Source organism: Polaromonas sp. P1_E11, assembly GCF_056405995.1.
The window spans coordinates 774626-799879 of the sequence record NZ_JBFUBA010000001.1 but is presented as its reverse complement, the minus strand read 5'-3'; the positions used below and the strand labels follow the sequence as shown (position 1 = coordinate 799879).

At 62.8% G+C, this 25254-nt stretch carries 31 protein-coding genes; 14 read left to right on the top strand and 17 right to left on the bottom strand.

What is annotated here, in order from left to right:
* The first annotated feature begins 253 nt into the window (after window positions 1–253).
* From AC1D11_RS04020 to ppk2, 6 genes are all read left to right on the top strand, one after another.
* Window positions 254–535 carry a DUF427 domain-containing protein gene (locus AC1D11_RS04020; protein WP_348047097.1) on the top strand — a complete coding sequence of 94 codons (282 nt, stop codon included), beginning with the start codon at window positions 254–256 and terminating at the stop codon, window positions 533–535.
* 154 nt (window positions 536–689) lie between these two features.
* On the top strand, window positions 690–1406 hold the full coding sequence (locus AC1D11_RS04015) for a class II aldolase/adducin family protein (RefSeq protein ID WP_477647433.1): 717 nt from the start codon (window positions 690–692) through the stop codon (window positions 1404–1406).
* 33 nt (window positions 1407–1439) lie between these two features.
* Entirely contained in the window at window positions 1440–2414 is a 975-nt protein-coding gene (locus AC1D11_RS04010; RefSeq protein ID WP_477647434.1) for a Bug family tripartite tricarboxylate transporter substrate binding protein, read from the top strand.
* A 188-nt stretch (window positions 2415–2602) separates the two neighbouring features.
* Window positions 2603–3040 carry a universal stress protein gene (locus AC1D11_RS04005; RefSeq protein ID WP_477647435.1) on the top strand — a complete coding sequence of 146 codons (438 nt, stop codon included), beginning with the start codon at window positions 2603–2605 and terminating at the stop codon, window positions 3038–3040.
* A gap of 49 nt (window positions 3041–3089) precedes the next feature.
* A complete protein-coding gene (locus AC1D11_RS04000) occupies window positions 3090–3329 on the top strand; it encodes an HP1242/YdcH family protein (protein WP_477647436.1) in 240 nt (79 codons plus the stop codon).
* A gap of 255 nt (window positions 3330–3584) precedes the next feature.
* Window positions 3585–4490 (top strand): polyphosphate kinase 2, encoded by a 906-nt coding sequence (ppk2, locus tag AC1D11_RS03995; protein WP_477647456.1) that lies wholly within the window; start codon window positions 3585–3587, stop codon window positions 4488–4490.
* Between the two features lie 129 nt (window positions 4491–4619).
* On the opposite strand, the gene AC1D11_RS03990 is transcribed toward ppk2, so the two are convergent.
* Window positions 4620–5384, bottom strand: coding sequence for an SDR family NAD(P)-dependent oxidoreductase (locus AC1D11_RS03990; protein WP_477647437.1), 765 nt, complete (start codon window positions 5382–5384; stop codon window positions 4620–4622).
* 40 nt (window positions 5385–5424) lie between these two features.
* Window positions 5425–6132: a pseudouridine synthase gene (locus AC1D11_RS03985; protein ID WP_477647438.1), complete on the bottom strand. Its 708-nt coding sequence runs from the start codon at window positions 6130–6132 to the stop codon at window positions 5425–5427.
* Between the two features lie 41 nt (window positions 6133–6173).
* On the opposite strand from AC1D11_RS03985, the gene atpE reads away from it, so the two are divergent.
* Window positions 6174–6410: a F0F1 ATP synthase subunit C gene (atpE, locus tag AC1D11_RS03980; RefSeq protein ID WP_436153757.1), complete on the top strand. Its 237-nt coding sequence runs from the start codon at window positions 6174–6176 to the stop codon at window positions 6408–6410.
* Here the strand turns inward: atpE and AC1D11_RS03975 are convergent.
* The 3 genes from AC1D11_RS03975 to AC1D11_RS03965 are packed head-to-tail and all read right to left on the bottom strand — an operon-like array spanning window position 6407 to window position 8228.
* Complete coding sequence (locus AC1D11_RS03975; protein ID WP_477647439.1) at window positions 6407–6724, bottom strand: VF530 family protein; 318 nt, start codon at window positions 6722–6724, stop codon at window positions 6407–6409. The genes atpE and AC1D11_RS03975 overlap by 4 nt on opposite strands.
* A gap of 7 nt (window positions 6725–6731) precedes the next feature.
* On the bottom strand, window positions 6732–6875 hold the full coding sequence (locus AC1D11_RS03970) for a hypothetical protein (RefSeq protein ID WP_164483755.1): 144 nt from the start codon (window positions 6873–6875) through the stop codon (window positions 6732–6734).
* 42 nt (window positions 6876–6917) lie between these two features.
* On the bottom strand, window positions 6918–8228 hold the full coding sequence (locus tag AC1D11_RS03965; RefSeq protein WP_477647440.1) for an NAD(P)/FAD-dependent oxidoreductase: 1311 nt from the start codon (window positions 8226–8228) through the stop codon (window positions 6918–6920).
* A 333-nt stretch (window positions 8229–8561) separates the two neighbouring features.
* Between AC1D11_RS03965 and AC1D11_RS03960 the strand changes: the two genes are divergently transcribed.
* Complete coding sequence (locus tag AC1D11_RS03960) at window positions 8562–9818, top strand: MFS transporter (protein WP_477647441.1); 1257 nt, start codon at window positions 8562–8564, stop codon at window positions 9816–9818.
* 5 nt (window positions 9819–9823) lie between these two features.
* On the opposite strand, the gene AC1D11_RS03955 is transcribed toward AC1D11_RS03960, so the two are convergent.
* From AC1D11_RS03955 to AC1D11_RS03925, 7 genes are all read right to left on the bottom strand, one after another.
* Complete coding sequence (locus tag AC1D11_RS03955) at window positions 9824–10216, bottom strand: hypothetical protein (RefSeq protein WP_477647442.1); 393 nt, start codon at window positions 10214–10216, stop codon at window positions 9824–9826.
* 383 nt (window positions 10217–10599) lie between these two features.
* Window positions 10600–11886 (bottom strand): c-type cytochrome, encoded by a 1287-nt coding sequence (locus tag AC1D11_RS03950; protein WP_477647443.1) that lies wholly within the window; start codon window positions 11884–11886, stop codon window positions 10600–10602.
* Window positions 11883–12671, bottom strand: coding sequence for a c-type cytochrome (locus AC1D11_RS03945; RefSeq protein ID WP_477647444.1), 789 nt, complete (start codon window positions 12669–12671; stop codon window positions 11883–11885). Before AC1D11_RS03945 ends, AC1D11_RS03950 begins: the two co-directional genes overlap by 4 nt.
* A gap of 155 nt (window positions 12672–12826) precedes the next feature.
* The gene (locus tag AC1D11_RS03940; RefSeq protein WP_477647445.1) at window positions 12827–13276 is read right to left on the bottom strand and encodes a hypothetical protein; all 450 of its coding nucleotides are present in this window, start codon (window positions 13274–13276) and stop codon (window positions 12827–12829) included.
* A 149-nt stretch (window positions 13277–13425) separates the two neighbouring features.
* Window positions 13426–14178 carry an alpha/beta fold hydrolase gene (locus tag AC1D11_RS03935; RefSeq protein ID WP_477647446.1) on the bottom strand — a complete coding sequence of 251 codons (753 nt, stop codon included), beginning with the start codon at window positions 14176–14178 and terminating at the stop codon, window positions 13426–13428.
* Window position 14179: 1 nt separating this feature from the next.
* Window positions 14180–15175, bottom strand: a complete 996-nt coding sequence (locus AC1D11_RS03930; protein WP_477647457.1) for a M14 family zinc carboxypeptidase — start codon at window positions 15173–15175, stop codon at window positions 14180–14182.
* 148 nt (window positions 15176–15323) lie between these two features.
* Complete coding sequence (locus AC1D11_RS03925) at window positions 15324–16256, bottom strand: LysR family transcriptional regulator (RefSeq protein ID WP_477647447.1); 933 nt, start codon at window positions 16254–16256, stop codon at window positions 15324–15326.
* A 73-nt stretch (window positions 16257–16329) separates the two neighbouring features.
* Between AC1D11_RS03925 and AC1D11_RS03920 the strand changes: the two genes are divergently transcribed.
* The gene (locus AC1D11_RS03920; RefSeq protein WP_477647448.1) at window positions 16330–16989 is read left to right on the top strand and encodes an N-acetyltransferase family protein; all 660 of its coding nucleotides are present in this window, start codon (window positions 16330–16332) and stop codon (window positions 16987–16989) included.
* Here AC1D11_RS03920 and AC1D11_RS03915 read toward each other — a convergent pair.
* A complete protein-coding gene (locus AC1D11_RS03915; protein ID WP_477647449.1) occupies window positions 16929–17240 on the bottom strand; it encodes a 2Fe-2S iron-sulfur cluster-binding protein in 312 nt (103 codons plus the stop codon). The genes AC1D11_RS03920 and AC1D11_RS03915 overlap by 61 nt on opposite strands.
* Before the next feature lie 31 nt (window positions 17241–17271).
* Window positions 17272–17868, bottom strand: a complete 597-nt coding sequence (locus AC1D11_RS03910) for an LURP-one-related family protein (RefSeq protein ID WP_477647450.1) — start codon at window positions 17866–17868, stop codon at window positions 17272–17274.
* A 183-nt stretch (window positions 17869–18051) separates the two neighbouring features.
* On the opposite strand from AC1D11_RS03910, the gene AC1D11_RS03905 reads away from it, so the two are divergent.
* The gene (locus AC1D11_RS03905; protein ID WP_477647451.1) at window positions 18052–18573 is read left to right on the top strand and encodes an N-acetyltransferase family protein; all 522 of its coding nucleotides are present in this window, start codon (window positions 18052–18054) and stop codon (window positions 18571–18573) included.
* Between the two features lie 701 nt (window positions 18574–19274).
* On the opposite strand, the gene AC1D11_RS03900 is transcribed toward AC1D11_RS03905, so the two are convergent.
* Window positions 19275–19454 (bottom strand): hypothetical protein, encoded by a 180-nt coding sequence (locus tag AC1D11_RS03900; RefSeq protein ID WP_477648863.1) that lies wholly within the window; start codon window positions 19452–19454, stop codon window positions 19275–19277.
* 333 nt (window positions 19455–19787) lie between these two features.
* Here AC1D11_RS03900 and AC1D11_RS03895 point away from each other — a divergent pair, with 333 nt between their 5' ends.
* Both AC1D11_RS03895 and AC1D11_RS03890 read left to right on the top strand, forming a co-directional pair.
* The gene (locus tag AC1D11_RS03895) at window positions 19788–20135 is read left to right on the top strand and encodes an ElaB/YgaM/YqjD family protein (protein ID WP_477648864.1); all 348 of its coding nucleotides are present in this window, start codon (window positions 19788–19790) and stop codon (window positions 20133–20135) included.
* A 205-nt stretch (window positions 20136–20340) separates the two neighbouring features.
* Complete coding sequence (locus tag AC1D11_RS03890; RefSeq protein ID WP_477648865.1) at window positions 20341–21282, top strand: DUF808 domain-containing protein; 942 nt, start codon at window positions 20341–20343, stop codon at window positions 21280–21282.
* Between the two features lie 31 nt (window positions 21283–21313).
* Here the strand turns inward: AC1D11_RS03890 and AC1D11_RS03885 are convergent, their stop codons facing one another.
* Together AC1D11_RS03885 and AC1D11_RS03880 are read right to left on the bottom strand one after the other, a co-directional pair.
* On the bottom strand, window positions 21314–21514 hold the full coding sequence (locus tag AC1D11_RS03885) for a hypothetical protein (RefSeq protein WP_477648866.1): 201 nt from the start codon (window positions 21512–21514) through the stop codon (window positions 21314–21316).
* 191 nt (window positions 21515–21705) lie between these two features.
* The gene (locus tag AC1D11_RS03880) at window positions 21706–22632 is read right to left on the bottom strand and encodes a LysR family transcriptional regulator (protein WP_457279192.1); all 927 of its coding nucleotides are present in this window, start codon (window positions 22630–22632) and stop codon (window positions 21706–21708) included.
* Window positions 22633–23084: 452 nt separating this feature from the next.
* Between AC1D11_RS03880 and AC1D11_RS03875 the strand changes: the two genes are divergently transcribed.
* Both AC1D11_RS03875 and AC1D11_RS03870 read left to right on the top strand, forming a co-directional pair.
* Window positions 23085–23945 carry an alpha/beta hydrolase gene (locus AC1D11_RS03875; protein WP_477648918.1) on the top strand — a complete coding sequence of 287 codons (861 nt, stop codon included), beginning with the start codon at window positions 23085–23087 and terminating at the stop codon, window positions 23943–23945.
* Between the two features lie 44 nt (window positions 23946–23989).
* Window positions 23990–25228, top strand: coding sequence for an efflux RND transporter periplasmic adaptor subunit (locus tag AC1D11_RS03870; RefSeq protein ID WP_477648867.1), 1239 nt, complete (start codon window positions 23990–23992; stop codon window positions 25226–25228).
* Window positions 25229–25254 lie beyond the last annotated feature (26 nt).

The window sequence follows — 25254 nt, the reverse complement described above, 5'->3', positions numbered from 1 at the left end:
TGCGTGTGGTTCGCTGCCCCCCTAGGGGGCGCTGCGCCTGCGGTCTGGCAAAGCCAGTCCCGCGGCCCCGGCTGGTGAAGAAGGGCTCCAACGCTGCTCCCGAAATACCGGTGCTTGTCATCGGTATTTTTTTGACCTCCTCTCGCCACATCGCATGCCGGCGGCGAAAATACCCTGACAGGCACGGCTCCCGCTCCGGGGGCGTAGCATTGGCGCCTGTTCACCCGATCCGCATCCGCAGAAAGAAATTCCCATGAAAGCCATCTGGAACGGCGCAGTGATTGCGCAAAGCGACGACACCGTGGTGGTGGAAGGCAACCACTATTTCCCCGAAAGCGCACTCAACCGCGACTACGTGACCTTCAGCAACCACCACACCATGTGTTCATGGAAAGGGCAGGCCAGCTATTACTCGTTGCTGGTCAACGGTGAAATGAATACCGATGCCGCCTGGTATTACCCCGACCCCAAACCCGAAGCCGACAACATCAAGGGCCATATTGCCTTCTGGAAGGGCGTGAAGATCGAGCCCTGACGCGCCAGCCTGAGGCTGCTGCTGGGAGGCCCGATGAACGCCTGAAGAGGGCGGGTTTACCCTGCATCTTCAGCGTTTGCCTGGAAAATTTGCCATGTAGTATGTATGCTTATTAAAAATGACCCTTCCGGGCCGTTGTCAATAAGGAGACTTCATGACGCCTTCCGCGGCCGATCCAGCGCTGGTCGAAAAACTCGTGATGGCCAACCGCATCCTGTACGACCAGGGTGTGGTGGACGGCTTCGGCCATGTGAGCGTGCGCCACGACAAGTCACCTGAACATTTCCTGCTGTCCTGCAACCGCGCCCCCGGCCTGGTCAAAAAAGCTGACATCCTGACCTACGACCTCAATGGGGACCTGGTGGGTGAGTCCACGCTGCATTCTTACCTGGAGCGCTTTATCCACGGCGAAATCTATCGCGCGCGGCCTGACGTGATGGCGGTGGTGCACAGCCATTCCCCCAGCGTGATTCCTTTCGGCGTGACCGGCCAGCGCCTGCGCCCCATCTTCCACATGAGCGGTTTTTTGGGCAGCGGTTCGTCGCTGTATGAAATCCGCGAGTCCAACGGCAACACCGACCTGCTGATCCGCGACATGGGCCTGGGCAAAGACCTCGCCAGGGCACTGGGCCAGCACACCTGCGTGCTGATGCGTGGCCACGGTTCGACCGTAGTGGCGCCTTCGCTGGAGCGCGCGGTTTACCGGGCGGTCTATGCCGAAGAAAATGCCAAGCTGCAGTTCACGGCATCGGCCCTGGGTCCGATCGAATTCCTGACGCCCGAAGAAGCAGACCTGGCCATGGCGACGAATGAGGGCCAGGTCATGCGGCCGTGGGAATTGTGGAGCCGCCGTATCGGCGCCGTTGAATAAACAGCCGTACACGAAAGACGAAAGAGGCGAATCATGAAATTTCCAAAGCTCCTGGCCCTGGCCACCTTGATGTCTTTGACATGCATGACTGCAACGCAGGCGCTGGCGCAAGCCTATCCGTCCCGTCCTGTGCGCATCATTGTTCCTTATGGCACCGGCGGCGGCTCCGACATCCTGGCGCGCCAGATCGGCGCACGCCTGCAGACCCTGTGGGGGCAGGGCATAGCGGTAGACAACCGTGCGGGTGCCTCCGGCAATATCGGCACGGAAGCCGTGGTCAAGGCGCCGGCAGACGGCTACACGCTGCTGCTGCAAAACAGCACCATGGTGGTCAACCCGGCCGTGAACGGCAAGCTCAACTACGACCCCGAAAAAGACCTGACACCGATCATGCTGCTGGGTCTCACGCCGATCGCGCTGGTGTCTCACCAAAGCACCAACATCAAGACGATTCAGGAACTGGTCACCTATTCCAGAGCCAATCCGGCAGCGCTGAGCTACGGCTCCTGCGGCGTCGGCACACCGCAGCATTTCGTGATGGAACTGGTCAAGCAAAAGTCTGGTGTCAGTGCTACCCATGTCGGCTACAAGGGCTGTGCCCCTGCACTGACCGACGTGGTGGGCGGCCAGGTGCAACTGGCCATCCTCAGCGCCAACCTCGCTGCGCCGCACATCAAGACCGGCAAGCTCAACGGCATTGGCGTGTCGACCGCTACGCGCTATGACCTGATGCCCCAGGTGCCGACCTTTGAAGAGCAGGGCCTGAAGCCGCTCGACTTTTCCATCTGGTATGCGCTGATGGGCCCGGCCAAAATGCCACCCGAGGTGGTTGCCAAAATTTACGCGGACGTTCAAAAGGTGCTGGCTGAAGGCGCCGTGAGGGAAAACCTTTCAGGCGCAGGCGTGGAGCCCCTGAGCGGCGACGGCGCCGCGCTTGCCAGGCTGATCAAGGTAGACCTGGCGCGTTATGCGCAACTGGCCAAATCGGCCAATATCAAACCTGAATGAGTGCCGCGGGGCTGTGACGCCCGCGCAGCGCAGGCGCTGCGGTTTCGGCGCCTTGTCTGACGGCGGCCTGTCGCCCAATACCCTATAACTGAAGCATGGCGGGGCCCGTAGCGGCCCTGCGCTGGCCGGCATTGACCCGCGAAGGGCGCCGGCCGCAGAATCCATTCCTGGCTCAAGGAGATTCCATCATGTACAAGCACATTCTGGTTCCTGTAGACGGCTCTTCCACCTCGCGCAAGGCGATCGGCAATGCACTGGCAGTCGCCCAGGCGTTCAAGAGCGAGGTGACCGTCGTTTACGTCATAGACCCCTATGCTTTTACCGGGGTGGGCGCCGACTTTGCCTATGGGCAGGCCGAATACCTGAGCGCTGCCACGGCCGAAGCCAATGAGGCCATCACCGCTGCCAAGCAGGCCTTCCAGGAGGCGGGTATCACCGCTACCGGCTCGGTAGTGGAGGGCCATGCCATCTACCGCGGCATTCTCGACACCGCCGAGGCGATCAATGCCGACCTGATTGTCATGGGTTCCCACGGCCGCCGCGGACTCGAAAAACTGGTGCTGGGCAGCGTCACCGCCCAGGTCCTTTCCCACGCGCACCTGCCTGTGCTGGTGGTGCGCGACTGAACAGCTGTTCGTTTCCCGACGGCGTGACGCTACACAAAAGGAGTTTTTCATGGACCTTCTGAATCACGACATTGCACATGAATTTCCGGAATACCTGCAGAAGATGCGCAGCCTCAAGGTGTCTGACCCACACTTTGCCGAGCTCTTTGCGCGCTACGACGAGGACAACCACGCGATTGCAAAGTATGAGCAGGGTGTGGGCGTCATCACGGACGAGGCGCTGGAAGACCTGAAAAAGCGACGGCTCAAGATCAAGGACGAGATTTACCAGATCCTCAAGAAAAGCTGATCACGTCATGGGAATTCTTGATATTTAAGGAAAACTGCCTTGAAACCCAATAGGGACGTGCGCAAGCAGCTATCAAAAATGAAGCAAGACACGGGGTTGGCATCGTTCCTTCCCTGCAGGGCGGCTTGAAAGTCCGGAGATGGACAACGGTTTTAGGCTGTTTCATCAAACTGCCATGTGCCGCGGGTACGCTGGGGTGTTGACCGATTTCCGGTTGTGCAGGAGAGAGCCTTGAGTTCAAGCGACGAAGAATTGATGCGGCGGATCCGCAATGACCTGATCGACAGCTACGACGAAGAGCTGGAGATGGAAATTGAAGACCGCACCGTGGCCGGGCTTATCGGGGAAGAGCTGCCTGCCCGCAGCACCAAAGATGCGGCTCAGGAAAAAGAAGACCGCCGCCAGTATTTCCGTGAGCTGTTCCGCCTGCAGGCCGAACTCGTGAAGCTGCAGGACTGGGTGGTCAGCACCGGCCACAAGGTGGTGATCTTGTTTGAAGGGCGCGACGCCGCCGGCAAGGGAGGCGTGATCAAACGCATCACTCAGCGGCTCAATCCGCGCGTCTGCCGTGTGGCGGCATTGCCGGCCCCCAACGACCGCGAACGCACGCAGTGGTACTTCCAGCGTTATGTGTCCCATTTGCCGGCCGCCGGAGAGATCGTGCTGTTTGACCGCAGCTGGTACAACCGCGCCGGCGTGGAACGCGTCATGGGCTTTTGCACCGACGATCAGTACGAAGAGTTTTTCCGCACTGTTCCAGAGTTTGAAAAGATGCTGGTGCGTTCGGGCATACAGCTCATCAAGTACTGGTTTTCCATTTCCGATGAAGAGCAGCACCTGCGCTTTCTCGGTCGCATCCACGACCCGCTCAAGCAATGGAAGCTCAGCCCCATGGATCTGGAGTCACGCCGCCGCTGGGAGGAGTACACCAAGGCCAAGGAGATCATGCTGGACCGCACCCACATCCCCGAGGCCCCATGGTGGGTGGTGCAGGCGGACGACAAGAAAAAAGCCCGCCTGAACTGCATCCACCACCTGCTGCAGCAGATGCCCTACCAGGAAACCCCGCACCCGCCCATCGTACTGCCCGAGCGGGTGCGCCACGAGGACTATGTGCGTACTCCGGTCCCACAAAACATCGTCGTACCGGAAATATATTGAACACCCCCGTCCAGACTCACTGCGTGTAGTCTGTTCCCCCCTTGCAGGGGGCGAAGCCAGCGGCCCGGCAAAGCCGGCTCCGCGGCTCCTGCTGGGTTTAAGAGTTCTTTGGTAACCAGTGGGGAGCGGTCAGTCCCTCACGTCAGCTACTGGATTGGTGCCGAAGTCCGGCCGGGCAAGAAACGCCAGAATGCGCGCAGCTGCATCTTCGGGGGATGTCAGCACGCCGCCTGTTTTCAAACCTACAAACGAATCGCGATCCGGAAAGGCCTTGGGGTCGGCCGCGCGCAGTTGCTCCTGCATGCCGGTGTCGATCACGCCTGGCGCGAGTGAGCAGACTTTCGCGCCGTGGGGCTTCAGGGCTTCTTCCAGTGCCAGGCACCGGGTGAAATGGTCCATGCCGGCTTTGGCGGCGCAGTAGGCCGCTTGCGAAGCCATGGCGCGACGCCCCAGGCCCGACGAAATATTGAGTACCTTGCGCGGCGCTTGCCAGCCGCCGGTGGCGCGCAGGAAAGCAGCGGTGATTTGCATGGGCGCTTCCAGCCCCACACGCAGCGCCCTTGCCAGGTCGGCTTCGCCAATCTGGTCCAGCGAGCCGATCTGCGGGATCACGCCCGCGTTGTTGATCAACGTAACGCTGGCCCAGGCCTGTTCTGCTTGCGAATCCTTGAGCCAGCTTTCCAGCTTCTCGTTCAGTGAGCCGCTGTCCGCCAGGTCATGCGCCCATTGCAGCACCGTAGCGCCGACATGCCGCGCATGTTCTTCCAGCTCGGGCGCGGCAGTGCGTGAAATGCCAAGCACCGTGTGGCCGGCGGTGAGCAGCTGGCGTGCCATGGAAAAGCCCATGCCACGCGAGGCGCCTGTGATCAGGGTGAGGTGGGTGTTTTGTGTCATGGCTGCATGGTAGCGCCGGTACCATGGAACTGCTCGCGGCCTAAAAGCCGGGCTTGCTTTCAAATGCCATCGCCTGCCCGCTAGCCGGATGCGTGAGCTGCAGCGCTGCGGCATGCAGCAGCAAACGCGGCGCAGCCGCCTGTACGGCTTCGGGTGCATACAGCGCATCGCCCAAAATCGGATGGCCCAGTGCTTTCAGGTGCACGCGCAATTGATGTGAACGGCCGGTGACAGGTTCGAGTTCCACCCGTGTGGTGTTAGCCGCCGTGTCATGCGACAGCACGCGCCAGCGGGTCTGGCTGGGTTTGCCGCGCTCAGCGTCGATGATGCGCAGCGGCCGGCGTGGCCAGTCCACGATGATGGGCATGTCGATCAGGCCCCAGCCGTCCGGGGCATTCGGATCACTCGGTGCGGGCAAGTGGCCGCTCACCACTGCCACGTAGCGCTTGCCAACCTCACGCGTTTCGAACGATCGGCTCAGCGCCCGCTGCATGGCCGCGCCGCGCGCCATCAGCATCAGGCCCGAGGTGGCCTGGTCCAGACGGTGCACGATAAGGGCGTCTGGAAAGGCGGCCTGCACGCGGGCGCTCAGGCAGTCTTGCTTGTCTTCACCTCGTCCTGGCACTGAGAGCAGTCCTGATGGCTTGTCCAGTACCAGCAGGAACTCATCGGCGTGTAGCAGTCTCACACCTGGAATGTCGATGACATTACCTTCGGGGTAATTGTTCTGCGGCGGCTCGGCCTTCATGATTCAGTCAATGAAAAGTTTTTAACCAAGGAGAAGAAATCATGACTGACGCAGGTGCCATTGCCATTGCATGTGGATTGATCATCGGCCTGGGCGCCATTGGCGCCTGCCTGGGCATAGGGGCGATGGGTGGGCGATTTCTGGAAGGTGCCGTGCGCCAGCCCGAATTGATGGAGCCGTTGCAGGTGAAGATGTTTCTGCTTGCCGGCCTGATCGATGCCAACTTCCTGATCGGTGTGGGCATCGCCATGATGCTCTTGTTCGCCAATCCCCTCTAGGGTTGGGGCTTGGCTTTAGGCGGCGGGAAGTTGTGAACCGGTGGGCTGCTGCGTTTGACTTCCCGCAGCATGAAGAGGTAAAGGCTTTCAACCTTCTCGCGTGCCCAGGGCGTCTTGCGCAAAAATTTCAGGCTGGACGGCACGCTGGGATCGCTGGTGAAGCAGCGGATGTTGATGCGTTGCCCCAGCTCTTCCCAGCCGTAGTGGTCTGACAGTGCGGTGATGATGGCCTCCAGCTTGACGCCGTGCAGCGGATTACCCGGCTGCACTGAAGCAACCGGGGTATCTGCAGGCAAGTCGCCAGAGCCGGCCATCAAGGCCTTATTTGTTCTTCAGCTTGCCGCGCAGCGGAACCTGCGTCACGATGGTCGGGCGCACCGCGTCAGGAGACACTGTCTTGGGGGGCGAGGTGTCTTTCTTCGGCTTCTTGACCATCTTGTTGTTGTTTTGCTGTCCTTTTGCCATGGTTTTCTCCGTCAGGTTGATAAGAATGAGATGCCGTGATTATCAATGCAACTTGATGCGCGGGCGATAGGTGCGGTCCAGCATTTCCGACAGCGTGATCAGCGCAGTTTTCTTGAAGCCCCCCAGCGCCAGCTGGTGCTGCTTGTGCAGGCCCCAGTACATGAACTTGGCCAACTGGCCTTCAATGAAGAAGCTGCCCTTGGTGAGACTGCCCATCAGGCTGCCGACAGAAGAGTATTCCGACAACGACACCAGCGAACCCTGGTCCTTGAAGACGAAGGGCGCCACCGGCTTGCCGGCGATCAGGTCGGAGAGCGAGCGCGTCAGGTACATGGCCTGCTGGTAGGCGGCCTGGGCTCGCGGTGGTACCCAGGTGCCGTCCGGTTGCTGGCATGCCGCACAGTCGCCAAAGGCATAGATGTTTGCGTCTCCCGTGCTTTGCAGGTTTCCGTTCACGACCAGCTGGTTGAGCCTGTTGGTTTCCAGCGGATTGCCATCGCCCAGGGTCCGCAGAAAGTCGGAGGCTTTTACGCCGGCGGCCCACACCGTGATGCTCGATGAAATGACCTTGCCGCTGGCCATCTTCAGGCTGTCGGCCGTGACTTCCACCACTTTTTCATTGGTGTGCACTTCGATGGCCAGCTTGCGCAGCTCGCGCATGGCCGATTCGCTCAGGCGCTCGGGCAACTGGGCCAGCAGGCGCGGCGCGGCTTCGACGAGCACGATCTGCAGGTCTTTTTCGGGGTGGATGTAGTCAAAGCCGTAGTTGGCCAGCACCCGCGCTGCGGCATGCAGCTCGGCAGCCAGTTCCACGCCGGTGGCGCCGCCGCCCACGATCGCTACTGTCAGACGACCGCTGCCGGCCACGCGCGGCACGGTTTGTGCGCGAATGCAGGCGTTGATCAGCCTGTCGTTAAAGCGCTTGGCGGCTTGCGGGCTGTCGAGCTTGATGGTGTGTTCTGCCGCGCCGGGCGTGCCGAAGTCGTTGGTCTGGCTGCCCACGGCAATCACCAGCGTGTCGTAGGCCAGTTGCTGGGCCGGTGTGATTTCGCGGCCGGCTTCGTCATGGCTGGCAGCCAGCTGCAGGGTCTTGTTCTGGCGGTCCACGCCGGTGAGGCTCCCCAGGCGAAACTTGAAGTGGTTCCAGCGGGCCTGCGCGAGGTATTCAATTTCCTCGGCGTGCGTGTCAAAGCTGCCTGCGGCCAGCTGGTGCAGCAACGGTTTCCAGACGTGGGTGCGTGCGGCGTCCACCAGGGTGACCTCGGCCAGGCCCTTTTTGCCCAGGCGTTTGCCCAGTTGCGTGGCCAGCGCCAGCCCTCCGGCGCCTCCGCCTACGATGACGATGCGGTGCATAACTTCTTCCTCCTGGTGCCAGGGTGGCCCTGTTATGTCGCCATGTTAACTGCCTGTTTCGCCTAAAACGGTCCCCCACTTAAAGCCAATGGCCTAATTTTCAGGCCAGCAGGCGGGCTTATCGGGCTTCTCCCCGGTTCGGGCGAAAGCGGTCCGGTTCCTGGTGCGGCCGTCGTGCCTGCGAATGAGTCAATGCGGAAATACTGGTTTTAGCCAGGCAGGACGTGCGCAAGCAGCTATTAAATCAATAGCGTTACAGCCGCTGAAGGCGTTCCCTCAAGAGTAGCCCCTTGCCACACCTCGCGGGTACGGCACTGTTAAGCTTCGGGCCGCATGCCTACACACTCATTCAAGGAACTCACCCGCCAGCGCGCCTACATGCGCATGTGGTTCGCCCGGATTTTTGCCACCACAGGCAACCAGATGCTGATGGTCGCCGTGGGCTGGCAGATGTACGAACTGACCGGCAGCGCATGGGACCTTGGCCTGGTGGGTCTGTACCAGTTTGTGCCGGCCTTGCTGCTGACGCTGGTGGCCGGACATGTCGCCGACCGGGCTCACCGCGGGCGCATCATCGCCGGCTGCCTGGTGACGCAGGCCACGGTGGCGATGATCCTGGTGGCGGCCACACAGGGCTGGCAAATTGGGGGAATGCATCACAGCTGGGTTTCGCGCGAACTGTTGCTGGCGGTGTCGGTCATGCTGGGTGTGGCCCGCGCCTTCCAGATGCCCGCGCAGCAATCACTCACCCCGGTGCTGGTGCCGCCCGCCATGCTGCCGCGTGCCATGGCTTTCAGCTCGGCCGGCATGCAGGCGGCGGTCATCGGCGGGCCAGCGCTGGGTGGCGTGATTTTTGTGGCCGGCGCCACGGCGGTGTATGCCACCTGCGCTTGCCTCTTTGCCACCGGCTGCGTGCTGATCGCGGTGCTGCGCTATGACCACGCGCCGCCGCCACGTGAGCCGGTGACGCTGCGCACGCTGCTGGCCGGCGTGGAGTTTGTATGGCAGCGCAAGGCCCTGCTGGGCGCTGCGTCGCTGGATCTTTTTGCCGTGCTGCTGGGCGGCGCCACGGCCTTGCTGCCCATGTTCGCCAAAGACATCCTGCACGTCGGGCCCTGGGGGCTGGGCCTGCTGCGCGGCGCCCCTGCGGTCGGCGCCCTGCTGACGTCCGCGGTGCTGACCCGCTGGCCGCTGGAGCGCCGCGTCGGGCCGACCATGCTGTCAGCAGTTGCCCTGTACGGTGTGTGCATGGTGGTGTTTGGCCTGTCGACCAGCTTTGTGCTGTCGCTGCTGGTTCTGGCCGTCTCGGGCGGGGCCGACATGGTCAGCGTGGTGGTGCGCCAGACACTGGTGCAGATCGAAACCCCCAACGAAATGCGCGGCCGCGTCAGCGCCGTCAACTCGGTATTCATCGGTGCATCCAACCAGCTTGGTGAGTTTGAATCGGGCGCCACTGCAGCGCTGCTGGGGCCGGTGGGCTCCGTGGTGGCAGGCGGCGTGGGCACGCTGGTGGTGGCTGCTGCCTGGTTCAGGCTTTTCCCGTCGTTGTCGCGGCGGGACCGAATGGTGACGCCGCGATCCGGCTCTTGAGTCACTCAGGTCGCGCGGCTCCTGCGCGTGAGCAGACGATGGCAGCCCCATAGCAGTACAGCACCCGCAGGACCGACGACGAGAAGGTTCCAAACCGGCATGAACAAAAGGCCCAAGGCTGCAGTTGAACCCTTTGGCGCAACAAAAACGGAATAGTGCATGTAGAGGTCGGCAAGCAGCGATGCGATAGCCCAGCCGAGGGAGAGGACGCTTGCGCGGCGAATGCGGGCGAGAGCCACTGCTATTGCATAAGGCAGACAGGACAGCACTGCCAGGCCGAGGAGAAACCAGCTCAATCCGCCGTCGGCCAGAAAGAGGGCGGTGTAAAGGTGCAGGAGTATGCCGGCCGCACTTAGGGTGAGTGTGAACTTTTCGGGTGTAACGGTTGAGTCAGGCATATGCGTTCGCCCAGATTTAATCTGAAATATCAGCCATGGCTTGCCACGCGTCAAGCGCATTCAGACGGAGCAGTTCCGTCGTCCCTGCAGCTGACGTCATGGAGTGCAGGCACGTCTTCTGTTCACCGACGTAGTGCCGACTGAACAGCCACGATAAGGGGTACCAGCATGACCATGATCGGCATCACTATGTTGAATAGACCGGATTCAAACCTCTTCCGGCTGAATCCTCCCATTTGCGCGTATACGAGCCCCAGGGCAATTGAGATATACAGGCTCAGCATCCCGTAGTCATTCTTGCCGCTTCCAATGCAAAATTGTCTCTATGGTTCATGCCGCTCGGCGGAAAATCTTCACCCAGCCCTGGGCGTGGGAACGCCTACTTACCGCCCCGAATTCGCCCGTATCCGGTTCACTTCCACCGGCGTGATTTCACTAGCCCGATTGCCCCATGACTGGCGGACGTGCGTCAGCACCAGCGCCATGTCGGCGTCGTTCAGCACCAGCACGAAGGGCGGCATGCCGAAGGGGCGCGGGTTGCCGGCGGTGGCCGGGGCGTAGCCGCCATTCAGCACGATCTGCACCAGGTTCACGGCCTGGCTCATGGTCACGGCGCGGTTGCCTGCCAGCGCCGGGTAGGCATTGGCAATGCCTTCGCCCTTGGCACCGTGGCACTGGGCGCAGTGCTGTTCATACAGCCTGGCGGCGCGTTCCACCGACTCGCCCTGCGTCTTGATGGTGGCCGGCTCGGGGGGCGTGGTGTTTGAGGGCGGCAGCTCTTTCAGGAACTGCGCCATCGCGCCGAGGTCGGCGTCGCTCAGGTATTGCGTGCTGCGCTGGACGACTTCAGCCATGGGGCCGGTGACCGAGGCGCGTGGTGAGACACCGTTTTTCAGAAGGCTCACGATGTGTTGCCTGTCCCAGTCGCTCACACCCGCTTCGTAAGGCGAGGTCAGCGAGGGCGCATACCAGTTCTGCATGGGAATCAGCCCGCCGGCCAGGTCCAGTCCCGCATCGCTGGCGCCCAGCGCATTGCGGGCGGTGTGGCAGGCCGCGCAGTGCCCCAGGCCCTTGACCAGGTAGGCGCCGCGATTCCAGTCGGCGCTGCGTGCCGCGTCAGGTTGGTACACGCCGGGGCTGAAGTACAGGGCGCGCCACACCGCAAGTGCGGCCTGCGACTGGTAGGGAAAGCGCACCGCATGGGGCTGGTTGGGCTGCACCGTAGCGGGCAGGCTGCGCAAGTAGGCAAACAGTGCATCCGAGTCCTCGCGCGTGACCTGCGTGTAGCTGGTGTAGGGGAAGGCCGGGTAGAGCAGGCGGCCGTTTTTGGAGCGGCCGTTGTGCATGGCGCGCCAGAAATGGGCGGATGACCAGGTGCCGATGCCGGTTTTGTCGTCGGGCGTGAGATTGGAGGTGAACACTGTGCCAAACGGCGTGGCGATACCGCGCCCGCCCGCATAGGCCTGGCCGCCCTGCACGGTGTGGCAGGTCTGGCAGTTGCCGGCGCGCGCCAGGTTGGCGCCCCGGGCAATCAGGCTGTCGCTGGGGGCTGCGGTAGCCACAGGCGCCTTCACGTCGACTTCGTCGCGCACATTCAGCGCCCATACCAGAAAAACCGCGGCGGCTGCCAGGGTGGCAAGGCCCACTGCCCATTTGAGGAACGTCTTCATTTTTGCGTTTTCCTGGTGGGCAAAGCCGGTACAGCGGGCATGTTTGCTGCGCTGCCGCAGGTGATGGCCACGGCGCCGGGCGCAAGCGCGGGCAGCGCGGTGGCCGGTTTGGTGCTCGCCGGCAGGGGCTGCGCAGCCACCCAGCTGGCGACGGCATTGATGTCCTCCAGGGTGAGTTTTTCCACCACATTTTTCATGCAATCCGGCGCGTGCGCGCGGCGCTGGCCGGCCTTCCAGGCACCCAGCTGTGCATTGAGGTAGTCACGTGGCAGCCCCAGCAGGCCCGGAATGGCCGGCGCCACGCCGGTCATGGCCTGGCCGTGGCACTGCACGCAGGCCGGTAGCCGGCGCACGGCGTCACCCTGCATGACCAGCTGCTGTCCATGGCGCATGGCCTCGGGCGATGCGGCCGCGGGCAGGGGGGCGGGATAGGGGACTTCGAGCTGGGAGAAGTACTGCGCGATCTCCATCAGGTAGGTGTCGCTGAGCGGTTCGATCAGTTGCGTCATGAGGCCGTAGTGGCGGCGCCCATCGCGAAAGTTCAGCAGCTGGTTGTACAGGTAGCCCGCCGGTTTTCCCGCCAGGCGCGGGTAGTAGCCGTCGGGTGCGGCCCGGCCCTGGGGCCCGTGGCAGGCCGTGCAGGCCATGGTGCGCTGCGCGATGGTGTCTTCAAAGGGCGGCGTGGCAGCCGAGGCGGCGCCCGCCATGGCAAATGCCAGGCCGGCCCACAGCACCCGCGCGGCCAGCATGCGTCCGCAAAAGCGTGGAAAAAATCTTGGATTCATGGGGCCATCATGCCGCACATGGGCGGCCGGTGTCAGCATCAGTTGCCCTCCCAAAAAACACATCAGACGAAAACGGGTGAAATTGACGGGGCGCTGGTCCCACAGTTGAGTCCCAGTCGTGAATCGCACGGCTGGCGGGAGCCGGGTTTGCGCCTCTACTTGCGAGGATCCTGCAACGCGCGGACGCAGGCCAGAAAATGGTCCCAGCTGGTCTGCACTTCCTTCACACGCACGCCTTTGTCCAGCACTGCACCGCAGGCTGCTTCCGCGCGCCGGACCACCTTGGTCAATGCGCTGCCCGGCAAGGGCGGAATCTGTGCACGCAGCGCGTCGGCTTTCGCCCGCATCTGCATGATGGCGTCCCGGGCCAGGGTCTTGTTACCGGCACAGGCAATCATGCCGATCATTTCCGCCATTTCACCAAACGCCGGATCCAGGTGCCAGGCTGCGGCCGTGCCGAGCGCCAATACCCACAGGCGCTTGTTGCGTACGGAAGGTGCGTCTGCCGGCGCACCCTGCAAGCTGGCGCCGGTGGCCTCCACAGCATCCTGGGCCGTTGGGCCGGGTGGCGTGGTGCCGGTCGCTGGGTGGGTGGACTTGTTCATGGCGCTTTGTCTTGTACAGACAAGGCTGGATTTTGCCTGAGTGCTCCGGGACCCGGCAGCTGCCTGCGGCCAAGACCCGCTTTTCTTGGGGGAAAAGTGCCTGAAACCGTTTATGAACGGGCGCAAGCAGCTATTAAAAATATAGCAAACTAACTGTTCAGCCAATCGGCGATGTGCCGGCATACCCAGCCGGGGTCGTCATGCGGCAGGTCGTGCCCGGCCCACGGGTGTTCGTGGTGCGCGGCCTGCCAGGCTTTCGCGAGGCGGGAGGTACAGCGTGGGTTCACCAGGTGGTCAGCCGCCGAAGACAACAGCAGGGTGGGGCAGGGCGGCGGCGCGGCAATGCTGAAAGCCGCTGCGGCCTCCAGCTGGCGCCAGGCATTGGCGGCGCTGACGGGCGCGTTTCGGCGGATATCGGTCCACGCGGCAATGTCTTCATCGTGTGAGGCGGTGTTGTTGCAGGTCAGCCGGTGGATGATGCGTTCGGCGCTGTCTGCATCGCCCCAGCGCAAAGCCAGCAAGGCCAACGGCAGCCAGTTGGCCGGGCGCAGGCGTTCGGTCATCCGGCAGTGGGGCCGCATGCTGGTATTGACCAGCACCAGCCGCGAGACTTCGCCCGGGTACTGCAGCGCCCAGTCGGCCGCCACCATCGCGCCCAGTGACATCGCTACCAGCCGGTAGGGGGGCTGCAGGCCGCGGGCCAACAGCTGTGCCCGTGCAAAGTCTGTCATGCCACGCACCGAGCGAGGCGAGGCTTCGCGGTGAAAGGCGCCGTTGCCCGGAAGGTCAAGCGCCACGGCCTGGCCTGCTTCGGCGGTGGGCAATGCTGCGGCAAGCTGCTGCGCGAAGCCGCCCCAGTGCCGCGCTTCGCGGGTCAAGCCCCTGAGCAACACCCAGGTCATGTCACAACACCCTGCGCGGGCGCCAGTGCGCCGCGGCAAGCCGTGCGAGCTGCACGCGCTGGTCGCCCGAAGGCAGCCAGCGCGGTGCGGAGAATGCGGCGCGTGTCAGGAAATCAAGCAGGTCTGCATGGCGGCGCAGTACACGCCGCGTGCGGTGCGCCTTGATGGGGTTGAAAATACCGTGGCGCGAAAACAGCTGGCGCGGATTCTTGCGTATCCATAACCAAGAGCCCAGCTCCAGCGTCATCGGCAAAAAGATGTTGTCTGCCGGCACCCGATCGTAGGCGTGGTCCCAAAGATCGCCGTGCAGCAGGTACTGGTTGCTTTGCGGCTCAAAGCTGTAGGCATGGTGCGGGTGCGACTGCTCCAGCATGGTCCGCAGCGCAAACATCTCCGGCAGGTGCGGCATCAGCCGGCGCGTCCTGGCGTACGGAAACCACAGGCTGTCGTCAAAGCCGTAGCCCGAATGGCAGTCCAGTGCCAGGCTGAAGGGCCGGCTGGCAAGCTGCTCCTGCACCACTAGCAGTACGGCAGCGCTTTCCACTTCCATCGGCATGCCGGGCCTTCCACAGTACCAGGGAAGCTGGGGGCTCACGGTTTGCCCGCCAGCCAGGAAAGGCACGCGGGCATCTGCCCTGTGGGGGGCGTTGCGCATCAGGTCCACGCCCTGGGGGTTGGCGCGCTTGTGCGCCCACATGCCGCCCGGGTTCACGATGGGCATGAACACCAGCCGGACCTTTTCGAGTTGCCGGTGCAGCAATTCGTCCCACTCCAGGCGAAACAGCAATGCCCGCATGTAATGCAAAACCAGCTGCGTGCCGATGCGCTCCAGCCCATGGATGCCGCCGAAGAAACCCACCGCGGGCGCCGCCGGATCGCGGGAGCCGATGCCCGCCACATACAGCGGAAAAGACGGGCCGGCAGTATGTGCTTCGGCCGCAACGGCCACATCAAAGTGCGCGCTGCCCGCCAACAGGATTGTCTTGAGCTCCTCCATCTCTGAAAAGCTGGCCGCCGCATCCCGCGCCGGCGTGAGGCTGTAGGGGCTGTGAAGGCTGCGCGGGCTCTCGGCAGCGCTATTCAGTGGCGGAGGCAGTGGCGGAGGGAGCATCCGCCCATCCTTGCACAGTTGTTTGACAGGCGTGCTACAGCTTGTTGTTTTGCGGTGAAGGCCGGGAACCCGGCTGGCGCGGCTCGGCGCCCGCCCGTTGTGAAATGGCCGCGATCACCTGGTGCAGGGCTTTGTTCACCGGTTTGTCGTTGCGCACGATCAGGGCCAGCGTCCTTTGCAGCCGTGGGTACAGCGAATGGACCACGAGTTCGGCATGCTGCCCCGGGCCGGTGACCGCCATGGCCGGCAGGATGCTGCAGCCCAGGCCTGCCGCCACCATTTCCTTGATGGCTTCGACGCTGCCCAGCTCCATGATGGGTTTGGGGGCGTGGCCCGCATCCTGAAACCACTGGTCGATGATCACGCGGGTATTGGCCGCCGGCTCGAACAGCACCAGCTCGCGCTTTGCCAGGACGGCCGGCGTGATCCTGGCGGGCATGGCGGCATCACGCTTGGGTGCGATGGCCACAAACTCGTCGTTAAACAACGGTGTCACCGCCAGTGCACGCCGTTTGACGGGCAGCGTGACCAGCGCCAGGTCCAGCATGTTGCCTTCCACCGCCTTGACGAAGTCGGCCGTGTTGCCCGTGCTGACCACCACGCTCAGATTGGGAAACCGCAGCCTCAATGAGCGCAGGATTTGAGGCAGGAAATAAAGGCAGGCCGTGGCGCCAATGCCCAGCGTGATGCGGCCAGCCACATCCGAGGAGTGGGAAGCCATGGCGGCCATGACACCGTCTACGGCGGTGTTGACGTGCTGGATTTCTTCCATCAGGTCGAACCCGGCCGGCGTAGGCGTTGCGCGGCGCGCCACACGCTCAATCAGGCGCACACCCAGCTTCTGTTCCAGCTGCCTGATCTGCAGGCTGACGGCGGGCTGCGAAAGGCCCAGCCTTTCGGCCGCACCGGAAAAGCTCCCGGTTTCAACAATAAGGGCGTAGGTGCGCAGGTGATCCAGATTGAGCATGCAAAGAAATTCTAATCAATTTTATAAGTTTTAACATATTTACTTATGTATCTCATTGCGTAACCATGGCGGCATGCATCTCACATCAGCTTCCCGTTCCGTCCAGCCTGTCCGTGCCCATGAGTCGGCCCATTCCCTGACGATTGGCCCGTGTGCCGAAAGCCACATGGAGGCAATCCAGGCGATTTACGCGCACTACGTGGCCACCAACCTGGCGACGTTTGAGCTCGAGCCGCCCAGCGTGGCGCAGATGCTGTCGCGCCGCGCTGACATCCTGCAAGGTGGCTACCCCTACCTGGTGGCGCACCGCGATGGGGAGGTGGTGGGGTACGCCTATGGCAGTGCCTACCGGTCGCGGCCGGCCTATCGCCATACGGTGGAAGACTCGATTTACGTCGCGCCCGGCATGCGCCAGGCCGGCATTGGCAGCGCCTTGCTGCGTGAGCTGATCCGCCAGTGCGAGCAGCGCGGTTTCCGGCAAATGGTGGGCGTTGTCGGCAACAGCGCCAACACGGGTTCGCTCAAGGTGCACGAGGCGCTGGGTTTTACCCGTGTCGGCACGCTGGGCTGTGTCGGCTACAAGTTCGGCCAGTGGGTGGACACGGTGCTGATGCAGCGTGCGCTGGGCGACGGCGCGACGTCGCCCGGCGAGCTGCCGCCAGGCCCGGCCGCTCAGTCCGCCGCTGCAACCACCAGATCCGACAGCGGGTGCGCGACACAGGGCAGGATGTAGCCCGCCTGTTTTTCTTCGGCGCTCAGGCCCGGCCATTCGATGCGGTAGGCCACCTGCCCGCTGGCCAGCCGGCGGATGCAGGTGCGGCAGGTGCCGTTGCGGCATGAACTGTCCATCGCCATGCCGGCCAACAGCGCTGATTGCAGGATCGGCAGGGACGGCCAGGCGCTGAAATGCACGCCTTCCGGGTTCAGCTGAACGCTGAACATGACCACATCGGCTGGATCACCAGGGTGGGCCGGGTCGTTCATCGCTGTCTCGGGTTGCGGAAGGCTGCCAGCGTTAACCGCGCAGGCGTTCCAGCAGCAGCACGGTCATCAGGGACAGCAACAACTGCTGCTCTTCGCGTTCATTGACGGGGGCCATCCGCTCGGCGGTGAACCGGCCCTCAAACAGGGCAGGCTGCTTGGTAAGCTCGGCCACCAGGGTACCGTCGGGCCTCGTCACCTGGTAGGCGGGATGGAACAGGTAGCCCGAAAAAATCCCGATCAATGGAATCTGGCTGAAGAGGCCGTCAAGAAAACGCGTCATCACGCTTTTCTCGTTGATGCTGAAGTGGGTGACACCGTTGTCCTGCACATCAAAACCGGCTCTCCACATGGAGCGCATGCCGCGCCGTTTGATGCCGCCCAGCGCCGTGCCCTGGGTATCGGTGAAGTGATACAGCGCCGAAAAATCGATAATCCGGTCCGCCTTGATCTGGTAGAGCTGCAGGTCCTGTTTTTCATCGGTGAAAACCGTGATGGCTTCCTTGAGCTTGAAGAGTTTTTGCCTGACATACGCCACCGGCTGGCTGCGCGCGTCCTTGACCAGAAACTGCGGCGCAAAGGCGATGAGTTTGAAGGACATTTGCAGGGGAAACTGAAGACCTTGGGCCATGATGTGCAAGCGCTTGTAAGTGTTAGGGTGCGACGAATGTACCCGACGCCAAAGTCACTGGCCGGGCAGTCGTCCTGCAGCCGGACCGCCGTGAAGCGAATGTCTTGCCGGGTGGGAGGCGATTTGGGCGACAATTCTGCTCCCCCGATCATTTCCCGCATCGATTCACAAGCGATTTTTTTCATGTCCAGCTACTCCGTCCGTCCCGCTACGCCCCGCGATGCCAAAACCATTGCCGAAATTCATGTCGCCACCTGGCAGGCCACTTATAAAGACCTCATGCCCGAGGACTACCTCGGCAAGATCACGGTGGAAAAACGTCTGCCTTACTGGCGCGAAGCCATTGAATTCAGCGAGCCGCAACTGCTGGTGGCCACGGAAGGAGATGAGATCGTGGGCTTTGTCGGCTTTGACCGTTCCCGCGATGCCGGCACCAAATCCACTGTTGGCGAAATCTGGGCGCTGTATGTGCTGCCGGAACATTGGGGCAAGGGCGCAGGCCTGGCCCTGTGGGACGGCGCGCGTGAGGGCCTGAAAGAAGAGGGTTGCACGCAGGTCACGCTGTGGGTGCTTTTACGCAATGAGCGTGCGCTGCGCTTTTATGAACACGCTGCGGGGTTCAAGCGCGAGATGCCATCGCTCAAGACTGTGGCTTTTGGCAGTGCCAAGCTGGAAGAGATCCGGCTCAAGCGGGTGGTTGATTGAGAGCTGGATTTCTGAACTGATTCTGTTTGGGCCGGTTCTTGCTCCGGTGTTGAGTTTTTTGCTGAGTTCTGCTGGCCGGGGGTTGCCCGGCATGCAACTCACTTTCTTTTGCTTCGCCAAAAGAAAGTAAGCAAAGAAAAGGCGACCCTGGTTCCTGCGTCCCTTCGCTGCGCTACGGGCAGCCTGCGGTGCTCGGTCCAGCCGGGGTCAAAAACAACTCGCCTTCGGCTCAAACAAGTTTTTGCCCTGATCCGTCTGGCCCTGCGCTCCTCGGCGCATACACAAGGGGGTGGGGAAGAAATACCGAACAGCCAACAGCCGAATACCGGACCCCGAACACCAGAAGAAACAAGGACACGCCATGGCGTGTCCTTGTTGGTATTGGTATTGGAATTGGTATTTGTCTTCAGTCCCCGCTCCCGATTAGCCCTTCTGTATGCGCCGAGGAGCGCAGGGTCAGGCGGATCAGGGATCGCGATTGTCTGAGCGAAGCGAGTTCGAGCGAGACCCCGCCTGAACCGAGCACCGCAGGTTGCCCGTAGCGAAGCGTAGGGACGCAGACAGCAGGGTCGCCTTTTCTTTTGCTTACTTTTCTTTTGGCGACCCAAAAGAAAAGTGAGTAGCCGCCGGGCTACCCCCGGCCAGCAGAACTCAGCAGAGGGCCTATCCTCTGCGCAAACTCAGGCCTCAAGAGCGCCATCTCACGACGGCACATTCACCACCCGCTCATCGTCATCAGGAATCAGCGGCATCCCTTCGTCGGGCTCCACCGGCAACTCCAGTGCGTCGTCTTCATCCAGACCTTCCTCGGGTGGGCCGTTACGCGGCTGGCCGTTGTCGGTTGCGCCGGTTTTGAGGGCGGGTCGTCCAATCCTGGGCATTGTGCTTCTCCTTGGGTTTCAAAAGCGTAAGAGGGCTTTCATCAACGGGGCATGGCCTGGGTGCCATTGGCGTGTGATTTCAGGACGATGATGCGGGTAACCGCGCCAGGGGCTGCCAAGCCAAGCGGCCTTTTTCCTGTCAGTGCGGGCCGACAACCGCGCGGCGCACACAACACTCTCTTGTCCTACATGCAGCGTATCCGGCTGCGCACAGTCTGCATGCCTGCCGCCGCTTAATGTCGGCAGACACCTCTGGATGACCATGCCCCCGTCATCGCCGGGACACAGATAGATCGCAGAGATATTTTGCGGAAATTTTTTGAAAGAAGCATCATGGACAAAACCACAGCCTCCACCGGTATGGCTTCCGGTACTGACAACCCCCTGCAGCGCGGCGTCGAGTCTGCCGGAGCAGCGCTACACAGCGGCATTGACAAGGTGGCTGAGCCGGCCCGCAGTGCGGTAGACCGCGCTTCTTCCGCCGCGCACGAAGGTGTCGACAAGCTGGCCAGCGGTGCCAGCAATGTGGCTGACCGCTTTGCCGACCAGACCCGCCGGGTGACTGAAGCACCAGGCCGGGCCATTGACGCCTCGAAATCGTGGGTCCAGGAAAGGCCCCTGGAGGCTGTGGGTGCCGCCCTGGCGCTGGGTTTTATCCTGGGACGGCTCACGGCACGCTGAGCATGTAACGCTCTGACGTCCATCCAAAGCCGCCCGCGGGGCGGCTTTTTGTTGCGCTGGATTTGGGTACAGTAGACCTTCGCCTTCGGTGCCACCACAACGCATAACAGCAGCACCGGACTCCTGCCGGCCGGGCTCATCACGGCCGGGCCTTGCAAGTTTTGCTCACCCCCTTCGGCCTTGCGCCGGCACACGGAACCTACATATGGCCAGCAGCCTTCTCGCGTTGATCGACGACATCGCCACCATCCTTGATGATGTGGCGCTGCTTTCCAAGGTGGCCGCCAAGAAAACCGCCGGCGTGCTGGGTGATGACCTGGCGCTCAATGCCCAGCAGGTCTCGGGCGTCAAGGCAGACCGTGAACTGCCGGTGGTCTGGGCTGTGGCCAAAGGTTCTTTTGTCAACAAGGCCATCCTGGTACCGGCCGCGCTGGCCATCAGCGCGTTCATACCGTGGGCCGTCACGCCGCTGCTGATGGTGGGGGGTGCATTTCTTTGTTACGAGGGGTTCGAAAAGCTCGCGCATAAATTCATGCACAGTGCGGACGAACAGGCGGCCGAGCATGAGGCGCTGACTGCCGCACTGACCAACCCCGACGTAGACGTGCTGGCGCTTGAAAAAGACAAGATCAAAGGCGCGGTCCGCACCGACTTCATCCTGTCCGCTGAAATCATCGCGATCACGCTGGGCACCGTGCAGGCCAGTCCCTTCGTGACGCAGGTGGCTGTTCTGGGCGGCATCGCCCTCCTCATGACGGTGGGGGTCTATGGCCTGGTGGCAGGCATCGTGAAGCTGGACGACGGCGGGCTTTACCTCAGCCGGCGTGAAGGAGGCGGCGCCCTGGGTCGCTTGCAGCGCGGCGCAGGCCGCGCCATCCTGCTGGCCGCTCCCTGGCTCATGAAAGGCCTTTCTGTGGCGGGCACCATCGCGATGTTCCTGGTAGGGGGCGGCATTCTGACGCACGGCTTTGTGCCGCTGCATCACGCGATCGAGCTGCTCGCACAAAAAGTGGCTGCCATTGGCGGGGCAGGTGCCGTGCTGGCCGCACTCACGCCGCTGTTGATGGATGCACTCACGGGCTTGATCGCCGGTGCGCTGGTGCTGTTCGCCGCCATGCTGGTCAAGCGCGTCCTGGCGCGCCGCTGACACAGAAGAGAGCGAATGGAGAATCCGGCGCTCAGTCGCCGGATCCTGGCTTGGCCGGCTTTTCCGGTTCCTCGTGGCGGCCTTCGGTCTTGCCGGCGGGCTGGTCGTCCGGCACCGGAAATGGCCAGCGGCCTTTTTCACGGGGTGGTGCGGGCATGGCTGCTTCCCGCGCCCGTTGCTCCAGTGCCTTTCGGCTCTCGGTATCGGGCGCGGCAACTTTGGGTCTTGGCATGGGTGGTCTTTCGCAGGGAAGAAAGGCAGTGTATGAACGCAGGCGCGCAAAACGCCGGACAGCCACTGACCTTACTCCCCTGGGATGCCCTGCTATGTAGTCTGCGGATGACGCCAGTTGTAGGAAGCCGGGGACGCCGGGAAATGCCAATGCATTCGTCGGCGTAGCGGCTGTCGCGTCGTCCGCCGCGTTTATTGCGGCAAGCTGCTCTTGCGCTGTATCAGGTCGTGTTTGGCGAAGAGGTCGGCGATCCAGTCGACAAACACACGCACCTTGTTGCTCAGGTGGCGATTGGGTGGGTACACCACATGAATGGGTTTGGCCTCGGAACACCAGCCGTTGAACAATGGCTCGAGCGCGCCGCTGCTGATGTGGTGCTGAACCAGGAAGGTGAGCGTCTGCAGGATACCCAGGCCCGCCAGCGCCGCCGCCACACCCGCGTTCGAGTCATTCACCGAGAGCTGGTGGTGCCCGCCGATCTCCACCACCTCGCCGTCCTTTTGCAGGTTGACGGTGTAAAGCTTGCCGTCGCGCGGCGAAAAATAGCGGATCAGCTTGTGCGCCTGCAGCTCGCGCGGGTGTTGGGGTACGCCGTGGCGCTTGAGGTAGGCGGGTGAAGCGCAGGACATCAAATAGAACTCGCCGATGCGGCGCGCCACCAGCGACTGGTCGGTGATCTGCCCGCCACGGATTACGCAGTCGACATTTTCGGCAAGGATGTCGATGGGCCGGTCGCTCACGCCAAGCTCCAGCTGGATGTCCGGATAGCGTGCATAAAAATCGGGCAGCGCCGGAATCACCACCGCAAGGCCCAGTGAAGAGGGAATGTCCACCTTGAGCCGGCCACGCGGGCTGGCCTTGGCGCGCGACATGCTCGACTCAAGCTCTTCCATTTCGCCCAAGAGGCGGCCTGCGCGCTCATAGTAGGCCGCGCCGTCGGCCGTTACGGTGACTTTGCGTGTGGTGCGGTTGAGCAGCTTGGTGTCCAGCGATTGTTCCAGCGTCTGGATCAGGCGCGTCACCGTGGGCTTGGGCATGCCCATGGAATCTGCCGCTTTGGTAAACGTGCCGGCCTCCACAACCCGTACAAAGGCCTGCATTGCGGAAAATTTATCCATGAAAGAGTCCTGTTCTGGTGAGGGCCGTCAGCGCGTGCCTTGCCTGGCGGGCCGGCGCTGCAAGAGGATATGAGGCGGATACGGAGGCGGTAATAAAAAGAATGGCTGCCGGGGGAGGGCATTTGCCAACAGGGCCTTATCGGCAAAACGGCGAGGGGCGATTGTGACCAGCCCAGCCGGTTCAGGTGCGGGGCGCGAAATAGCCCTGAGAACTTTCCGGGATTGCCCGCTCCCAATTGACCTTGCCCCACAGGGAAGGGTGAAACTCCGCGCTCGGATGTTCATGGGAGCTTTCATGGGGGCCGTGATTTTCAGAGGAGAAGCCTGCTTGCTACCCCTCATTGTTGCACTGGTGAAATAAAGTATAAACAAAACGGCTATTTATTAAGCGACTTGCCGCGCGTATCTTCTGCTGCATTGCAACAAAGAGGAGCCGCGTGCGGCTCGCCATGATGAACAGCCCACAGTCCGTCCCCGCAGGCGCCGACAAAAGCCCCCCTCCCTGGGTGGAAAAACAGATCCAGCTGGCGCTGAAAAAACCGCTGGACGTGCGCTTTTACGGTCGCCGCAGCGGCACGGGCGTTTCACCCCTGGTGGTGCATTTCCATGCCGGAGCGTTTGTGGGCGGGTCCCTGGAAGGCGGTTCCTGCGTAGCCGGGTTGCTGGCCCAAGCCGGCGCAGTGGTGATGTCGCTGGACTATCCCCTGGCGCCAGAGCACCCTTTTCCCAATGCTGTCGAAATAGGTTATGCCGCGCTGGTCTGGGCCGCCAAGGCCCGCCACAAACTGGTCGGCGCCGGCGCGCCGGTTTTTGTGGCCGGCGAAGAGGCCGGCGGCAATATTGCTGCCGCGGTGGCGCTGATGGCGCGTGACCAGCACGAGCCGGCTCTGGCGGGGCAGATACTGATGTCGCCGATGCTGGACCCATGCCTTGCGACCGCTTCGCTGCGCGACGCCGAAGCCGGGCCCGTGGGCTGCACCTGGGCCGACGGCTGGCACAAATACCTGCCCCGGGCCGAAGACGCAAGCCACCCTTACGCTGCACCCGGCGCCGCATTCCGCCTGGCCGGCCTGGCGCCGACGCTGCTCATCACGGCGCAGGACGACCCGCTGCGCGACGAAACGCTGGCATACGCTGCACGGTTGCGCGCTGCGGGCCTGGTTGCGCACGAGACCGTGTTGCCGGTGCCGACAGGCTGGCCCTGCAGTTATCTGCAGCCTTGTGACCACAAGGCTGCTTGGGGCCCTGTCCTGCAGGAGCAGTACACCCGTTTTTTCGCTGATGCGCTGGCCGCGCACGCCACCCATTCCTGAATTTCACAGTTCCTTTTTTCCTTTTTCTTTTGAGGGGTTTCACCATGACATCGATTCATCTGCACAACAACAAGCGCCGTTTGCTGGCAACCGTCGTGGCCGTTCTGGCATTGACGGGCGTGACGGCCGTCATCTTCGGCGTTTCGGGCACACGTGCCCAACCCGCTGCGTCCGGCGAGCCGCAGGCCACGCCGGTCTCGGTGGCCACCGTCGTGCAAAGCGACGTCTCCGCCTGGGACGAGTTTTCGGGCCGGCTGGAAGCGGTCGAGCGTGTGGATATCCGCTCGCGTGTAGCCGGCACCATCCAGGCCGTGCACTTCCGCGAAGGCGCACTCGTCAAAAAGGGCGACCTGCTGTTGACGATTGACCCGGCGCCCTATGCCGCCGAAGTGGCGCGCGCCGAAGCCCAGGTGGCCGCAGCGCAGGCCCGCGTGACACAGGCCAAGGGCGAACACGAGCGCTCACAACGCCTGTGGGGCGAGCAGGCCATTTCAAAGCGCGAATTTGACGAGCGCACCAATGGCAAGGGTGAGGCCGACGCCAACCTGCGTGCCGCGCAGGCAGCCCTGCAAACGGCGCAGCTGAGCCTGGGCTATTCGCAGGTCCGCGCCCCGGTGGCCGGCCGCGTCGGCAAGCTGGAAGTGACGGTGGGCAATCTGGTCGCCGCAGGCCCGGGCGCGCCGGTGCTGACCACGCTGGTGTCCGTGAGCCCGATTTATGCGAGCTTCGACGCAGACGAGCAGGTCGTGGTCAAGGCCCTCAAGGACGTGCAGGGTGCCAACGCCGGTATCGCGGGCGGCCGCAACCTGGACCGCATCCCGGTGCAGATGGGCACCGCCGCCAGCGCCGACACACCGTTTGAAGGCAAGCTGCAGCTGGTCGACAACCAGGTGGACGCCCGAAGCGGCACCGTGCGCGCACGCGCCGTGTTCGACAACAAGGACGGCCAGTTGATTCCCGGCCAGTTCGCGCGCATCCGCATGGGCCAGGCCACCAAAGGCAAGGCATTGCTGATCAACGAGCGCGCCGTCGGCACCGACCAGAACAAGAAGTTTGTGCTCGTGGTGGGCGCCGACAACAAGGCGATGTACCGCGAAGTCACGCTGGGCGCTTCCGTCGATGGCCTGCGCGTCGTCAAAAGCGGCCTGGCTGCCAATGAACGCATCGTCGTCAACGGCCTGCAGCGCGTCCGCCCCGGTGCGCTGATCACACCGCAGCCGGTCGAGATGACCGCCAAGTCGGAACTCACCGAAAAAGCCGTGAAGGTCGCGGCCAAGTCCTGAGCCGCTCCTTCACCTGAACCAGAAGA

Excerpts from the sequence above, each read along its gene's own strand:
- AC1D11_RS04020 (WP_348047097.1), top strand. The coding sequence starts at position 254 with ATGAAAGCCATCTGGAACGGCGCAGTGATTGCGCAAAGCGACGACACC.
- AC1D11_RS04015 (WP_477647433.1), top strand. The coding sequence starts at position 690 with ATGACGCCTTCCGCGGCCGATCCAGCGCTGGTCGAAAAACTCGTGATG.
- AC1D11_RS04010 (WP_477647434.1), top strand. The coding sequence starts at position 1,440 with ATGAAATTTCCAAAGCTCCTGGCCCTGGCCACCTTGATGTCTTTGACA.
- AC1D11_RS04005 (WP_477647435.1), top strand. The coding sequence starts at position 2,603 with ATGTACAAGCACATTCTGGTTCCTGTAGACGGCTCTTCCACCTCGCGC.
- AC1D11_RS04000 (WP_477647436.1), top strand. The coding sequence starts at position 3,090 with ATGGACCTTCTGAATCACGACATTGCACATGAATTTCCGGAATACCTG.
- ppk2 (WP_477647456.1), top strand. The coding sequence starts at position 3,585 with ATGCGGCGGATCCGCAATGACCTGATCGACAGCTACGACGAAGAGCTG.
- AC1D11_RS03990 (WP_477647437.1), bottom strand. The coding sequence starts at position 5,384 with ATGACACAAAACACCCACCTCACCCTGATCACAGGCGCCTCGCGTGGC.
- AC1D11_RS03985 (WP_477647438.1), bottom strand. The coding sequence starts at position 6,132 with ATGAAGGCCGAGCCGCCGCAGAACAATTACCCCGAAGGTAATGTCATC.
- atpE (WP_436153757.1), top strand. The coding sequence starts at position 6,174 with ATGACTGACGCAGGTGCCATTGCCATTGCATGTGGATTGATCATCGGC.
- AC1D11_RS03975 (WP_477647439.1), bottom strand. The coding sequence starts at position 6,724 with ATGGCCGGCTCTGGCGACTTGCCTGCAGATACCCCGGTTGCTTCAGTG.
- AC1D11_RS03970 (WP_164483755.1), bottom strand. The coding sequence starts at position 6,875 with ATGGCAAAAGGACAGCAAAACAACAACAAGATGGTCAAGAAGCCGAAG.
- AC1D11_RS03965 (WP_477647440.1), bottom strand. The coding sequence starts at position 8,228 with ATGCACCGCATCGTCATCGTAGGCGGAGGCGCCGGAGGGCTGGCGCTG.
- AC1D11_RS03960 (WP_477647441.1), top strand. The coding sequence starts at position 8,562 with ATGCCTACACACTCATTCAAGGAACTCACCCGCCAGCGCGCCTACATG.
- AC1D11_RS03955 (WP_477647442.1), bottom strand. The coding sequence starts at position 10,216 with ATGCCTGACTCAACCGTTACACCCGAAAAGTTCACACTCACCCTAAGT.
- AC1D11_RS03950 (WP_477647443.1), bottom strand. The coding sequence starts at position 11,886 with ATGAAGACGTTCCTCAAATGGGCAGTGGGCCTTGCCACCCTGGCAGCC.
- AC1D11_RS03945 (WP_477647444.1), bottom strand. The coding sequence starts at position 12,671 with ATGAATCCAAGATTTTTTCCACGCTTTTGCGGACGCATGCTGGCCGCG.
- AC1D11_RS03940 (WP_477647445.1), bottom strand. The coding sequence starts at position 13,276 with ATGAACAAGTCCACCCACCCAGCGACCGGCACCACGCCACCCGGCCCA.
- AC1D11_RS03935 (WP_477647446.1), bottom strand. The coding sequence starts at position 14,178 with ATGACCTGGGTGTTGCTCAGGGGCTTGACCCGCGAAGCGCGGCACTGG.
- AC1D11_RS03930 (WP_477647457.1), bottom strand. The coding sequence starts at position 15,175 with ATGGAGGAGCTCAAGACAATCCTGTTGGCGGGCAGCGCGCACTTTGAT.
- AC1D11_RS03925 (WP_477647447.1), bottom strand. The coding sequence starts at position 16,256 with ATGCTCAATCTGGATCACCTGCGCACCTACGCCCTTATTGTTGAAACC.
- AC1D11_RS03920 (WP_477647448.1), top strand. The coding sequence starts at position 16,330 with ATGCATCTCACATCAGCTTCCCGTTCCGTCCAGCCTGTCCGTGCCCAT.
- AC1D11_RS03915 (WP_477647449.1), bottom strand. The coding sequence starts at position 17,240 with ATGAACGACCCGGCCCACCCTGGTGATCCAGCCGATGTGGTCATGTTC.
- AC1D11_RS03910 (WP_477647450.1), bottom strand. The coding sequence starts at position 17,868 with ATGGCCCAAGGTCTTCAGTTTCCCCTGCAAATGTCCTTCAAACTCATC.
- AC1D11_RS03905 (WP_477647451.1), top strand. The coding sequence starts at position 18,052 with ATGTCCAGCTACTCCGTCCGTCCCGCTACGCCCCGCGATGCCAAAACC.
- AC1D11_RS03900 (WP_477648863.1), bottom strand. The coding sequence starts at position 19,454 with ATGCCCAGGATTGGACGACCCGCCCTCAAAACCGGCGCAACCGACAAC.
- AC1D11_RS03895 (WP_477648864.1), top strand. The coding sequence starts at position 19,788 with ATGGACAAAACCACAGCCTCCACCGGTATGGCTTCCGGTACTGACAAC.
- AC1D11_RS03890 (WP_477648865.1), top strand. The coding sequence starts at position 20,341 with ATGGCCAGCAGCCTTCTCGCGTTGATCGACGACATCGCCACCATCCTT.
- AC1D11_RS03885 (WP_477648866.1), bottom strand. The coding sequence starts at position 21,514 with ATGCCAAGACCCAAAGTTGCCGCGCCCGATACCGAGAGCCGAAAGGCA.
- AC1D11_RS03880 (WP_457279192.1), bottom strand. The coding sequence starts at position 22,632 with ATGGATAAATTTTCCGCAATGCAGGCCTTTGTACGGGTTGTGGAGGCC.
- AC1D11_RS03875 (WP_477648918.1), top strand. The coding sequence starts at position 23,085 with ATGAACAGCCCACAGTCCGTCCCCGCAGGCGCCGACAAAAGCCCCCCT.
- AC1D11_RS03870 (WP_477648867.1), top strand. The coding sequence starts at position 23,990 with ATGACATCGATTCATCTGCACAACAACAAGCGCCGTTTGCTGGCAACC.